Below are 12,578 nucleotides of genomic sequence, written 5' to 3' on the forward strand. Positions count from 1 at the left end.
GGCCAATTCAAGGACGAAGCGGAGGCTTGTTAGCAACTTCTGACGCAGGCATTGCTCGGCCGATATAGGCTTGCCTTTACTCGGCATGCTTGACGCAAACGGGCTTTTCATGTCGATACGCCGGCAAAGAGGGTCCCGGAACCGTCATGGTGTCATGAACGCGCTACACGCAAATCCGCCAGGCGAGACCAGCGCCGCGCTGCTTGGCCGGCTGGGCAGCCGGTCCATTGTCTTCGTCGGGCTGATGGGCGCCGGCAAGACGGCGATCGGCCGCAAGGTGGCGACGATGCTTTCGCTGCCCTTCATCGACAGCGACCAGGAGATCGAAAGCGTCTCGCGCATGACCGTGCCGGAGCTGTTCGAGCGCTATGGCGAGACCGAGTTCAGGGCGCTGGAACAGCGTGTCATCCTGCGCGTGCTGGAAAATGGCCCCCAGGTGCTCTCCACGGGCGGCGGCGCCTTTATGAACGCACAGACGCGCGAGGCCGTCGCCACGCATGGCGTGTCGGTGTGGCTGAAGGCCGAGCTCGACCTCTTGATGGAACGCGTCTCCAAGAAGCAGAACCGGCCGCTGTTGAAGAGCGCCGATCCCCGTGCCGTGCTGGAGCGGCTGATGGGCGAGCGCTATCCAGTCTACGCAACCGCTGATGTCACCGTGCCGACCCGCGACGACCGCAAGGAAATCATCGCCGCCGAGGTGCTGGAGGCGCTCTGCCGGCATTTCGGCATTGAGGAAAATGCCGCGACAGGCGAGGTCGAATCGTGAGCGTGGATCAGCCTGTCACCGTCGAAGTCGGGCTTGGCGACCGGGCCTACGACATACTCATCGGCTCAGGGTTGCTGTCTCGCGCGGGTGAGGAGATCTCGCGCCGGCTGCCTGGTACGCGCGCCGCTGTCATCACCGACGCCAATGTCGCGGCGGTGCATCTCGAGGCGCTGAAGGCCGGGCTCGAAAAGGGTGGCATCCAGCCCGCCGTCATCACGCTGCCGCCCGGCGAGAAGACCAAGAGCTTCGCCCATCTCGAAGAGGTGGTCGACGGCGTGCTGGCCGCCAGATTGGAGCGTGGCGACATCGTCATCGCGCTTGGCGGTGGCGTCATCGGCGACCTCGCCGGTTTTGCCGCCGGCATCGTGCGGCGCGGCATGAATTTCGTGCAGATCCCGACCTCGCTGCTGGCCCAGGTCGATTCCTCCGTCGGCGGCAAGACCGGCATCAACAGTCCACGCGGCAAGAACCTCGTCGGCGTTTTCCATCAGCCGAAGCTGGTGCTGGCCGACACTGAAGTGCTCGATACGCTGCCGATCCGCGAATTCCGCGCCGGCTATGCCGAGCTCGCCAAATACGGGCTGATCGACCGGCCGCAATTCTTCGCCTGGCTGGAAGAAAACTGGAGGCAGGTGTTCGCCGGCGGGCCGGAGAGGGCGCAGGCGATTGCCGAGGCCTGCCGCGCCAAGGCCGACGTCGTCGCCCGCGACGAGTTCGAGACCGGCGACCGGGCGCTGCTCAATCTCGGCCACACGTTCGGCCACGCGCTGGAAGCCGCCACGCGGTATGACGGCGCCCGCCTCGTCCATGGCGAGGGGGTCGCCATCGGCATGGCGCTGGCGCATCGGTTCTCCTCGCGCCTCAATCTGGCCAGCCCCGACGACGCGGCCCGCGTCGAGACGCATCTGCGCGCCGTCGGGCTGCCGTGGCGCATGGCCGATATTCCCGGCGATCTGCCCGACGCCGAGGCACTGCTGGCCTTCATCACCCAGGACAAGAAGGTGTCGCGCGGCGCGCTGACCTTCATCCTGACGCGCGGCGTCGGCCAGGCCTTCATCGCCAAGGACGTGCCGGCCTCGGAAGTGCTGTCGTTCCTCCGGGAGAACCACCCGGCCAACGGGAAAGCCGGCTGAGATGAGCAACCAGACGGGCTGGGTCGTCGTCGCCGTCCTTGCAATCCTCATCCTGCTGATCGTTGCCCTGCGCACGCGCCTGCTTGCCATGTTCGGCTACGAGCTGTCGCGCATCGAGCCGCAGCGCTCGAGCCAGGACGAGTTGCGCGGTGCGGTCGACGATTTCCGCCGCGACGGCCAGGTGGTGCGCGAGGATCGTGATCGCATTGGCGGCCTGTTTGATCTCGAGGAGCTCGAAGTCTCCGACGTCATGGTGCACCGCACCAACATGCGCTCGGTCAATGCCGACAATGCGCCGGAAGCGGTGGTGCGCGAGATCCTGCAGAGCCCGCACACGCGCATGCCGTTGTGGAAGGGCTCGCTCGACAACATTGTCGGCGTGCTGCATGCCAAGGACCTGCTACGCGCGTTGAACGAAGTCGGCAACGACTTTTCCAAGATCGACGTGATGAAGATCGCCTCGAAACCCTGGTTCGTGCCGGACACCACGACCTTGCAGGAACAGCTCAACGCCTTTCTGCGCCGCAAGGCGCATTTTGCCGTCGTCGTCGACGAATATGGCGAGGTCGAAGGGCTGGTGACGCTGGAGGATATCATCGAGGAGATCGTCGGCGAGATCGCCGACGAGCACGATGTCGACATCCATGGCGTCAAGCAGGAGGCCGACGGTTCCGTCGTCGTCGAGGGCACGGTGCCGATCCGCGACCTGAACCGGGCGCTCGACTGGAACCTGCCCGACGAGGAGGCGACCACCATTGCCGGCCTCGTCATTCACGAGACGCAGTCGATCCCCGAGGAAAAACAGGCCTTCACCTTCCACGGCAAGCGCTTCACCGTGATGAAACGCGACAAGAACCGGATTGCCCGGTTGAGGATCAGGCCTGCCGCCGACACTTAAGCGCGTCGCGCTGAAACGGATCCCGTCCGGCGCTCAGCAATCCTTGGTCCAGCGTTCGCTGAGCGTTGCGTCTGTTTCCGCATCGACCGACGCCAGGCTGACCTCATAGCCCCAAAGGCTTCGGATGTGGCGAAGTGTTGCGTCGCGGCTCTCATTGTCGAGCAGGACGCCGTCCTTCACCTTGTGCTGCAGTCGCAAATGCCGGTCGCCGAGCAAGTCCACGTCCACGATCTGGATGTCGGGCCGGTTTGCGCCCCAATCATAGTTTTGGGCCAGCGCGGCTCGTATCTTGTTGTAGCCCCGCTCGTCGTGGATCGATGCGACTTCGTAGTGCGGTCGGTCGGATCCGTCGGCCAGCACGAAGAGCCGCCATTTCCGGATCAGGGTCGGACTGAGATATTGGCGAATGAAGGATTCGTCACGGTGATTGGCCCAGGCGTCGAGCAAGGTTTCGAGCCAGTCGCCGCGGCCGGCAATGTCGGGGAACCAGTCGCGGTCTTCCGCCGTCGGCTCGGTCGAGATGCGCTGGATGTCCTGCATCATGTCAAGGCCGAGGGCATAGGGGTTGATGCCGGAAAACCGCGGATCGTCGAAGGACGGCTGGAAGATCACGTTCGAGTGATTGCGCAGGATTTCGAGCATGGTGCCTTCATTGATCCGGCCACGATCGAACAACATGTTCATCAAGGTATAGTGGACGAAAGTGGCGCAACCCTCATTCATGACCTGGGTTTGCCGCTGCGGGTAGAAATACTGTGCGATGACCCGGACGATGCGGAGGATCTCGCGTTGCCAAGGTTCCAGGACGAGGCTGTTCTTTTCCAGGAAATAGAGCAGGTTCTCCTGGGGCAGGCTCAGCGATTTTTTCCGTTCGGCCAAGACTTCTTCCCCGGCTTCGGCATTGTCGGCGCCCTGCACCGGAGGCAGCGTCCGCCAAAGATCATTGTAGGAGCGCTCCTCGTATTCGAGACGTTCGCGTAGGCCTTCGCGTTGCTGCTCCGACGAGAGTTTCGGCGGCCGGTGGTATCGGAACACGCCTTGCTCCATCAGCGCGTGAGCCGAATCGAGAACCGCTTCCACGGCGGCCAGGCCGTAACGCTCCTCGCACCGGGCAATGTAGCCTTTCGCGAAATCCAGATAGCTCAGGATTCCGCCTGCGTCGGTCCACTGGCGGAAAAGGTGATTGTTCTTGAAGAAATGGTTGTGTCCGAGTGCCGCATGGGCCGTCACCAAGGCTTGCAGGGCCATGGTGTTTTCTTCCATCAGGTAGACGATGCAGGGATCGGAATTGATGACCAGCTCATAAGCCAGACCGCGTCCGCCTTTGCGGTAGAGAAGCTCGTTGTACAGGAAATGCTTACCGAACGACCAATGCCGGTACATCAGCGGCATGCCGACCGAGGAGTAGGCGTCGAGCATCTGCTGCGAGGAAATGACCTCCATCTGCACCGGGTAGGTGTCGAGGTGAAGCTGATCGATCGCGATTGCCTCGATCTCGTCATAGGCTCGCGACAGTGTCTTGAAGTCCCAGTCGGACCCTGAGAAAAGCAACCTGGATTTGCCGGCTTGGCTAGCCATCCGACGTCCCTCACGCGCTCGCACGCATCGCCGGCTGCCTGGCGAAGAGCTGGCGAAAGACGGGGTAGATATCCGCTGGGGATGCGATGCGCCGCATCTGGAAATTCGGCCATTTCTGCTCGATGGCGCTGTAGGCGCGCCAAAGCGAGGTGCCATTTTCGGTCGACCCAAAAATATGGCTTTCGCGCTCGTCGATGATCTCCACATAGGCGAAATACTGGCACAACCGCATCAGCTTGCCGCCGAGCAGCTCGATGCAGCGTTCGGAATCGGTGGCGAAATTGTCGCCGTCGGAGGCCTGGGCGGCATAGATGTTCCATTCCGTCGGGGGATAGCGCTGTTCGATGATGCGGTGCATTTCCTCGAGCGCCGTGGAAACGACCGTGCCGCCGCTCTGGGTATGGTAGAAGAACGTCTGCTCGTCGACCTCCTGGGCCTCGTGGGTGTGACGAATGAAAACGATGTCCGTCCGCTCATAACGCCGCGTCAGGAATAGGTGGAGCAGCACGAAGAAGCGTTTGGCCAGATCCTTTTCGCGCTCCCCCATCGATCCCGACACATCCATCAGGCAAAACATGACGGCGCTGGCATTGGGCTGCGGCTGGGGGTCGAAGCGGTTGAAGCGGATGTCGACCGGGTCGACATAGGAAATTCGCCGGCGACGACGCTCCATCAAATCGAGTTCTTCGCGCAGGGCAGCGATGCGTTCGCGCCTTGCCGCGTTCGGGGGTTGCGCTTCGAGCAGTGCAAGCTGGCGGGCGATCTCATCCAATTGCGCCTGTTTGGGACGCCGGAGCGCAATGCGGCGACCATGGCTGTTGCGCATCGTGCGGCCGACATTGATGTTGGTCGGCGAGCCGCTGGCGCTGAAGCCCGCCCGCTTCGGCTTGAACGTCAATATCTGCTTGAGATTGAGCTTGACCAGATCTGGCAGTTCAAGATCCTCGAAGAAAAGATCGAGAACCTCCTCGCGTGACAACATGAAACGAAAATCGTCTTCGGATTCGCTGTTTCCCGGAGACGAAGAGCCCACGCCTCCCAGACCAGGCTTTGGGATCAGATCTCCGGAAATGTAAGTTCTGTTGCCAGGCAAGATGTGCTGACGCCGGCCGCTGTCCCTGGCATCGCTGAAGACCGGCTCGCTGGTGCCTTTGCGGGGCATGGGCACGGCATGCTCCCGGTCAACCTCGGCGATACGGCCGGCGCGGACCTGGTCGCGGATATTTCGCTTGAGTTCCTCCCGCGCGCGCTTCAGAAACCGCTGGCGGTTGCCCAGGCTTTTGTCCTTCGGATTCAGGCGTCTGTCGATAAAGATCGGCATGGAAGCGTCCGGGCCTGCCTCAACCCGCCTTGTTCACACGCATGTACCAGTCGACAAGCCGGCGCACCTGCCGCTCGGTGTAACCACGTTGCACCATGCGCTGCACGAATTCATTGTGGCGTTTTTCCGTGACGCTGTCCTGTTTGGAGCCGAAACTGATCACCGGCAGGAGGTCTTCAACCTGTCCGAACATCCGCTTCTCGATCACCTCACGTAGCTTTTCATAGCTGGTCCATGACGGATTGCGGCCATGGTTGCGCGCCCGGGCGCGCAATGTGAATTTGACCACTTCGTTGCGAAAATCCTTGGGATTGGCGATGCCGGCCGGCTTTTCGACCTGCGACAATTCCTTGTCCAGGATCTCGCGGTCGAGGATCTGGCCGGTATCGGGGTCCTTGTAGTCCTGATCCTCGATCCAGGCATCGGCATAGGCGATGTAGCGGTCGAAAAGGTTCTGGCCATATTCGCTATATGACTCCAGATAGGCCTTCTGGATTTCGTGGCCGATGAACTCGGCATAGCGGGTCGCGAGTTCCGACTTGATGAATTCGAGATAGGCGGCTTCCGTTTCCTTCGGGAACTGCTCGCGCTTGATCGCCTCTTCCAGGATGTACATCAGGTGCACCGGGTCCGCCGCGACCTCGTTGGTGTCGTAGTTGAACGTCTGCGACAGGATTTTGAAGGCGAAGCGCGTGCTTACGCCGGTCATGCCCTCGTCGACGCCGGCTGCGTCGCGATACTCCTGAACGGACTTGGCCCTGGGATCGACCTCCTTGAGGTTTTCACCGTCATAGGCGCGCATCTTGGTATAGAGCGGCGAATTGTCGTGCTCGGCAAGGCGAGTCGAGACGGTGAACCGGCTGAGAATGTCCAGCACCTCAGGTGCGCAGGGGCTGCCGGCCAGTTCGCTCTCGCGCAGCAATTTCTCGTAAATATGCCTCTCTTCGGTGATCCGCAGGCAATATGGCACCTTGACCACGAGGATGCGGTCCAGAAAGGCCTCGTTGTTTTTGTTGTTCTTGAACTGCTGCCACTCCGATTCGTTGGAATGGGCAATGATGATGCCTTGATAAGGGAAGGCGCCGAAATTCTCGGTGCCATTGTAGCTGCCTTCCTGGGTCGCCGTGAGCAGCGGGTGCAGGACCTTGATGGGCGCCTTGAACATCTCGACGAATTCGAGCAGGCCTTGCGTGGTCCGGTTCAGGCCGCCGCTGTAGGAATAGGCGTCCGGATCGGACTGGCTGAAATTTTCCAATTGCCTGATGTCGACCTTGCCGACCAAGGCCGAGACGTCCTGGTTGTTCTCGTCGCCGGGCTCTGTCTTGGCAATGGCGATCTGGCGCAGCCGAGACGGCATCAGCTTGACGACACTGAACTTGGAAATGTCGCCCGACAGCTCATCGAGCCGCTTGGCCGCCCAGGGCGAGATAAGTCCGTTGAGACGGCGCCGGGCTATCCCGTATTTGTCCTCCAGCAGGTCGCCCATGCGGTCGGGATTGAAAAGGCCAAGCGGCGATTCGAAAATCGGACTGATCTGGCTGCCGACCTTCAGCGTGTAGATCGGCCGTTCCTCCATCAGTTTCTTCAGCCGTTCGGCAAGAGAGGATTTGCCGCCGCCGACGGGGCCGAGAAGATAGAGGATCTGCTTGCGCTCCTCCAATCCCTGGGAGGCATAGCGGAAATATCCGGCGATGCGCTCGATCGTATCCTCCATCCCGTAGAACTCGGAGAAGGACGGATAGACCTTGACGGTGCGGTTCGAAAAAATGCGGCCGAGCCGTTCATCCTTGCTGGTGTCGACCAGGTTCGGCTCGCCGATTGCCTCGACCATCCGCTCGGGGGCGGAGGCATACATCGACTTGTCTTCGCGGCAGGCCAGGAGATATTGCTGGAGGCTGATCTCTTCCTGAGCCGCATTGGCATAAATCTCCGAAAACAGATCGAAGATGTCGGACTGATTCTCGCGCATGATGCTTGCCCTCAGAGCCGTTTTGGCTGCCGGACGGCTCGTCACCTATTCAACTGCCGGGACGCATTGTTGTTCCCTTCACATCAAGGCGAGTATGCGTATTTGGCCATGAAACCGGGATGCCGCCCCGCGCGTTTGGACGTTTGCTGAGGATTATGGGTGATGGTGGTGGGAGCACGATGATCGATCGACGAAGCTTTGTTCTGGCTTCGATGGCGGCGCTGCTGCCACTGCGCGTGTCGGCGGGTTTGTGCAAGCCCCAACTCGTGCCAACGACCTTCGATTACGGCCCGGCCAAGCTCGACATCTACGCGCCGGATGGCGCGAAAAACCTGCCGGTGGTGTTTTTCGTCCATGGCGGGGCCTGGCAGTTCGGCAAACGCAGCCAGGTGGGTGCAAAGGCGGCTTTCCTGCTCGCCAATGGGTTCTGTTTCGTTTCCATCGATTATCGGATGCTGCCGCAGGCGGATGTCGCCACCCAGGCCAGCGATGTCGAACAGGCCTATGCCTATGTCAGGGCCAACATTGCCGGGCATGGCGGCGATCCCAGGCGCATCGTCGGCATGGGGCATTCGGCCGGCTGCCATCTGATTGCGCTGACGGGAATGCGCGGCGGGCTGCCAGGCGTCGCCGGGCTGCTTCTCGACGATACCAGGGCCTATGATCTCGCCAGGCTTGAGAAAAATGGCGGCATGGTGCGGGCCTATGCCGGGGTGTTTTCCGATCCATCGCAATGGGCGGCACTGTCGCCGGCCAACTATGTCGAGGGCCGCAACCATCCGCCGACCTTCATCGCCTATTCTCGTGCCCAAGGTCGCGGCGAGGAGTCGAAAGCCTTTGCCGAGCGCTTGCGCGCCACCGGTACCAAGGTCACGCTGTTCGACGGCAGCGCCTATACGCATACGTCGATCAATCGCGATTTCGGCGAGGACGGCGACGCGCTGACTGTCGCCGGGCTGGCATTCCTGAAGTCGACGGTCGGCTGATCTCACCTTAACGAAGGGCAGGCGTCAGCTGCACTGGATCAGACCAAAAGCGACGGCGGGATATTGCCGTGCGGCCATCGGCGAGTGCTATTTGTGTTCGTGAATGGGGAGAAAAATTGCATGAATGGCGCCGATGTCCTGTGCGATGTGCTTTTGGCCAATGACGTGACGGTCTGTTTCGCCAATCCCGGCACATCCGAAATGCATTTCGTCGCCGCGCTTGACCGCAAACCGCGGATGCGTTGCGTGCTCGGCCTGTTCGAAGGCGTGGTGACCGGTGCCGCCGACGGCTATGCGCGCATGACCGACCGTCCTGCCGCGACTTTGCTGCACACTGGGCCCGGTCTGGCCAATGGGCTGGCCAACATGCACAATGCCCGGCGTGCGCTGAACCCGATGATCAACATCGTCGGCGACCATGCCTCCTACCATTTGCCGCTTGATGCGCCGCTGACCAGCGACATCGAGGGCCTCGCGGCACCGATGTCCAATTGGGTCCGCCGCATCTCGGGACCAGCCGATGTACAACCCGCCACGGAGGCGGCGTTCCGCGCTTCGCTCACGCCGCCCGGCGTCACCACGCTGATCCTGCCGGCCGATACCGCTTGGGGTGGTGCCAACCCGGCCGCGCCAGGCAAAGTCGTTCTTTCGCCACCACCACCCGTCGACAAGGACGCCGTGCGCGCGGTGGCGGCAGCGGTCCGGGCCAAACCGGGCCGCGTCGGCATGATCGTTCGTGGCCGCGCGGCGCGCGCCGATGCGCTCGACATCGCCGGCCAGATTTCCACCGCTGGCGGTGTCCGGCTGCTGAGCGAGGTCTTGATCGCGCGGCTGCAGCGCGGACGCGGGCGCGTGGCGCCGACCCGCATCCCCTATCCTGTCGATGCGGCGACGGCGCTGCTCAAGGACATCGACGTCCTGGTGCTGGTCGGCGGCAAGGAGCCGGTCGCCTTCTTCGCCTATCCGGGAAAACCCGGACGGCTGGTCCGCGAAGACTGTCAGGTGCTGACGCTCGCAGCCCATGGCCAGGATCTGCACGCGGCGCTGGAGGCGCTTCGCGATGAACTCGGCATCAAGCCATCGCAGCAGACGATATCGGCGACGGCTTTCCCGGACGAAGCAACGCCGAACGGCGGACTGACGGACGATGCCATCGCGCTGTCAGTGGCGCGCAAGCTGCCCGACAATGCGATCGTCTGCGATGAAGCGGTCACCTCGGCGCGGCGTTTCTTCGCGCTGTCGGCCTTTGCGGCGCCGCACGACTACATGATGGGCACAGGCGGGGCGATCGGCGGCGGCATTCCGATGGCGACCGGGGCGGCGATCGCCTGTCCCGACCGCAAGGTGATCAATCTGGAGGCCGATGGCAGCGGCATGTACACGGTGCAAGGGCTGTGGACGCAGGCCCGGGAAAATCTCGATGTGGTGACGATCGTCTTTTCCAACCGCACCTACGCCATCCTGCATGGCGAGATGAAGAACGTCGGCGTCGGGGCGATCGGCGAGAACGCCAGGCGCATGCTCGACCTCGACCATCCGTCGCTGGACTGGGTGTCGCTCGCCAAAGGCATGGGCGTGGAGGCGGCTCGCGCCGACACTTGCGAACGGTTCGACGCGCTGCTGGATGGCGCCTTGTCGCGACGCGGGCCGTTCCTCATCGAGGCGGTGCTCTGAGCGCCTGTCGCAGGGCCGGCTGACTTACCAGCGCGTCTTTTCGCCGGGAGCCGCCGGTTCGATCGCCAGCGCGTGCACGCCGGCCTTCAACTCGTCGGCGAGCAGTTCGTTGACGGCGCGGTGGCGGTCGATGCGGTTCATGCCGGCAAAGGCGGACGAGACGACACGGACGCGAAAATGCGTTTCGCCGGTGCCATCATAGGTGCCGTGATGGTCGGAGCCGTCATGATGGTGGCCGGCATGGAGATGGCTTTCGTTGATGATCACCAGCCGCTCCGGCGAAAATGCCTTGTTGAGCTTGTCTTCCATGGTCGCCTGTATGGACATAGTCGTCTCCGTTCACCACATATGGCCGGCACGCCAGCGTGAAAACCGCAAACCGGTTCATACGGGGGTCGCTACCGCGCAACAAAATCCGCCATTCGCCTGCTTTATGCCGCGATTCAGCGGTTAGGGCGATGATCGCGAAAATGTCAATTCTTGTTTCGCATCTGCGAACGCCCCATAAATGGGTAAGATGAAGCTGTATCCCAAATATTTCGAGAAGATTCGCGTCCGCCCTGACAAGGACGCGGAGCTGAAGTCGCATTCGCCGATTTGCCAGTGGGACGGCTGCAAGGAGGCGGGGACCCATCGCGCGCCGGTCGGGCGGATGAAGGAGGGCGAGTATTTCCGCTTCTGCTTCGACCATGTGCGCGAGTACAACAAGGGCTTCAACTACTTCTCCGGCGTGCCGGACACCGAGGTCGCACGCTTCCAGAAGGAAGCCATGACCGGCCACCGGCCGACCTGGAAGATGGGCGTCAACGGCGCCTCGACACGGTCGTCGCCCGACATGGCGCAGATGCGCTCCGGCCGCGCCGGTTACTACAACCGCATGCGCGACCCGTTCGACCTGTTCAAGGGGCCGAAGGATCCGCGCGAGGCGCGCGAGCGCAAGGCCAAGCCGCTTGAGGCCAAGGCGCTGGAAACGCTTGGCCTTGATACAAAGGCGACTGGCAAGGATATCAAGGCGCGCTATAAGGAACTGGTGAAGCGTCACCATCCGGATGCGAATGGCGGCGACAGAGGTTCGGAAGACCGGTTCCGCGATGTGCTGCAGGCCTATCGCGTGCTCAAACAGGCGGGCCTGTGCTGAGCGACCCTACGGTTTGTGTCGTTTTCCAACTTTCATAAGGGTGGAAAAGGCTTTAAGACCGCCCCCGAACAAAATCGATTGCCGGCGAAACGGGACGTTTCGCCCGTGGAGACGTTGAGAGATATGAACAAGGTCGATCGCGACATCGCCAACCTGCCCGACACGACGGTCTCGGTGAAGGACAAGTTCGGCTTCGACTCCAAGATGGTGGTGCCGGCCTATTCGGTAACCAGCGAACATGTGCCGGATATCGATCCGGACTATCTGTTCGACAAGGCGACCACTTTGGCCATCCTTGCCGGCTTCGCCTACAACCGCCGCGTCATGGTCTCGGGCTATCACGGCACCGGCAAGTCGACCCATATCGAACAGGTCGCCGCCCGGCTCAACTGGCCCTGCGTGCGCGTCAACCTCGACAGCCATGTCAGCCGTATCGACCTGGTCGGCAAGGACGCCATCGTCGTCAAGGACGGGCTGCAGATCACCGAATTCCGCGACGGCATCCTGCCCTGGGCCTACCAGCACAATGTCGCGCTCTGCTTCGACGAATATGACGCCGGCCGTCCGGACGTGATGTTCGTCATCCAGCGCGTCTTGGAATCGTCGGGCCGCCTGACGCTGCTCGACCAGAGCCGTGTCATCCGTCCGCATCCGGCGTTCCGGCTGTTTTCGACCGCCAACACCGTGGGCCTCGGCGACACCACCGGCCTCTATCACGGCACGCAGCAAATCAACCAGGCGCAGATGGACCGCTGGTCGATCGTCACCACGCTGAACTATCTGCCGCACGACAATGAAGTGAACATCGTGCTGGCCAAGGCCAAGCACTATCGCGACGGCAAGGGCAAGGACATCGTCAACAAGATGGTGCGCGTCGCCGATATGACGCGCTCGGCCTTCATCAACGGCGATCTGTCGACGGTGATGAGCCCGCGTACCGTCATCACCTGGGCCGAGAATGCCGAGATCTTCGGCAATATCGGCATGGCGTTCCGGCTGACCTTCCTCAACAAGTGCGACGAATTGGAACGCTCGGTAGTGGCCGAGTTCTACCAGCGCGCCTTCGGCGAGGATCTGCCGGAGAGCGCCGCCAATGTGGTGCTGGGCTAAGCAGA

Annotated in this window: 11 protein-coding genes; 7 read left to right on the forward strand and 4 right to left on the reverse strand. The window is 62.1% G+C overall.

Features of this window, described 5'->3' with window-relative positions; translation table 11 throughout:
* Window positions 1–154 precede the first annotated feature (154 nt).
* From X743_RS165535 to X743_RS165525, 3 genes are read left to right on the forward strand one after another with little or no spacing between them, the layout of a single operon-like run.
* Window positions 155–766 carry a shikimate kinase gene (locus X743_RS165535; protein ID WP_023763838.1) on the forward strand — a complete coding sequence of 204 codons (612 nt, stop codon included), beginning with the start codon at window positions 155–157 and terminating at the stop codon, window positions 764–766.
* Complete coding sequence (gene aroB / locus X743_RS165530; protein ID WP_023763839.1) at window positions 763–1,899, forward strand: 3-dehydroquinate synthase; 1,137 nt, start codon at window positions 763–765, stop codon at window positions 1,897–1,899. The genes X743_RS165535 and aroB overlap by 4 nt, the downstream gene beginning before the upstream one ends.
* 1 nt (window position 1,900) lies before the next feature.
* On the forward strand, window positions 1,901–2,797 hold the full coding sequence (locus X743_RS165525; RefSeq protein WP_023763840.1) for an HlyC/CorC family transporter: 897 nt from the start codon (window positions 1,901–1,903) through the stop codon (window positions 2,795–2,797).
* A gap of 33 nt (window positions 2,798–2,830) precedes the next feature.
* On the opposite strand, the gene X743_RS165520 is transcribed toward X743_RS165525, so the two are convergent.
* From X743_RS165520 to X743_RS165510, 3 genes are read right to left on the reverse strand one after another with little or no spacing between them, the layout of a single operon-like run.
* Window positions 2,831–4,375 (reverse strand): SpoVR family protein, encoded by a 1,545-nt coding sequence (locus tag X743_RS165520; RefSeq protein ID WP_023763841.1) that lies wholly within the window; start codon window positions 4,373–4,375, stop codon window positions 2,831–2,833.
* Window positions 4,376–4,385: 10 nt separating this feature from the next.
* On the reverse strand, window positions 4,386–5,696 hold the full coding sequence (locus X743_RS165515) for a YeaH/YhbH family protein (RefSeq protein ID WP_023763842.1): 1,311 nt from the start codon (window positions 5,694–5,696) through the stop codon (window positions 4,386–4,388).
* A 19-nt stretch (window positions 5,697–5,715) separates the two neighbouring features.
* Window positions 5,716–7,665: a PrkA family serine protein kinase gene (locus tag X743_RS165510; protein WP_023763843.1), complete on the reverse strand. Its 1,950-nt coding sequence runs from the start codon at window positions 7,663–7,665 to the stop codon at window positions 5,716–5,718.
* Window positions 7,666–7,844: 179 nt separating this feature from the next.
* Here X743_RS165510 and X743_RS165505 point away from each other — a divergent pair, with 179 nt between their 5' ends.
* Both X743_RS165505 and X743_RS165500 read left to right on the forward strand, forming a co-directional pair.
* The gene (locus X743_RS165505) at window positions 7,845–8,651 is read left to right on the forward strand and encodes an alpha/beta hydrolase (RefSeq protein WP_023763844.1); all 807 of its coding nucleotides are present in this window, start codon (window positions 7,845–7,847) and stop codon (window positions 8,649–8,651) included.
* Between the two features lie 120 nt (window positions 8,652–8,771).
* The gene (locus X743_RS165500) at window positions 8,772–10,325 is read left to right on the forward strand and encodes an acetolactate synthase large subunit (RefSeq protein WP_023763845.1); all 1,554 of its coding nucleotides are present in this window, start codon (window positions 8,772–8,774) and stop codon (window positions 10,323–10,325) included.
* Between the two features lie 24 nt (window positions 10,326–10,349).
* Here the strand turns inward: X743_RS165500 and X743_RS165495 are convergent, their stop codons facing one another.
* Window positions 10,350–10,652: a BolA family protein gene (locus X743_RS165495; RefSeq protein ID WP_023763846.1), complete on the reverse strand. Its 303-nt coding sequence runs from the start codon at window positions 10,650–10,652 to the stop codon at window positions 10,350–10,352.
* A 181-nt stretch (window positions 10,653–10,833) separates the two neighbouring features.
* Here X743_RS165495 and X743_RS165490 point away from each other — a divergent pair, with 181 nt between their 5' ends.
* Entirely contained in the window at window positions 10,834–11,463 is a 630-nt protein-coding gene (locus X743_RS165490) for a J domain-containing protein (protein ID WP_032922849.1), read from the forward strand.
* A gap of 123 nt (window positions 11,464–11,586) precedes the next feature.
* Window positions 11,587–12,573, forward strand: coding sequence for a cobaltochelatase subunit CobS (gene cobS, locus X743_RS165485; protein ID WP_023763848.1), 987 nt, complete (start codon window positions 11,587–11,589; stop codon window positions 12,571–12,573).
* Window positions 12,574–12,578 lie beyond the last annotated feature (5 nt).

Origin of the sequence: Mesorhizobium sp. LNHC232B00, assembly GCF_000502435.1 — a bacterium.
GTDB lineage: Bacteria > Pseudomonadota > Alphaproteobacteria > Rhizobiales > Rhizobiaceae > Mesorhizobium > Mesorhizobium opportunistum.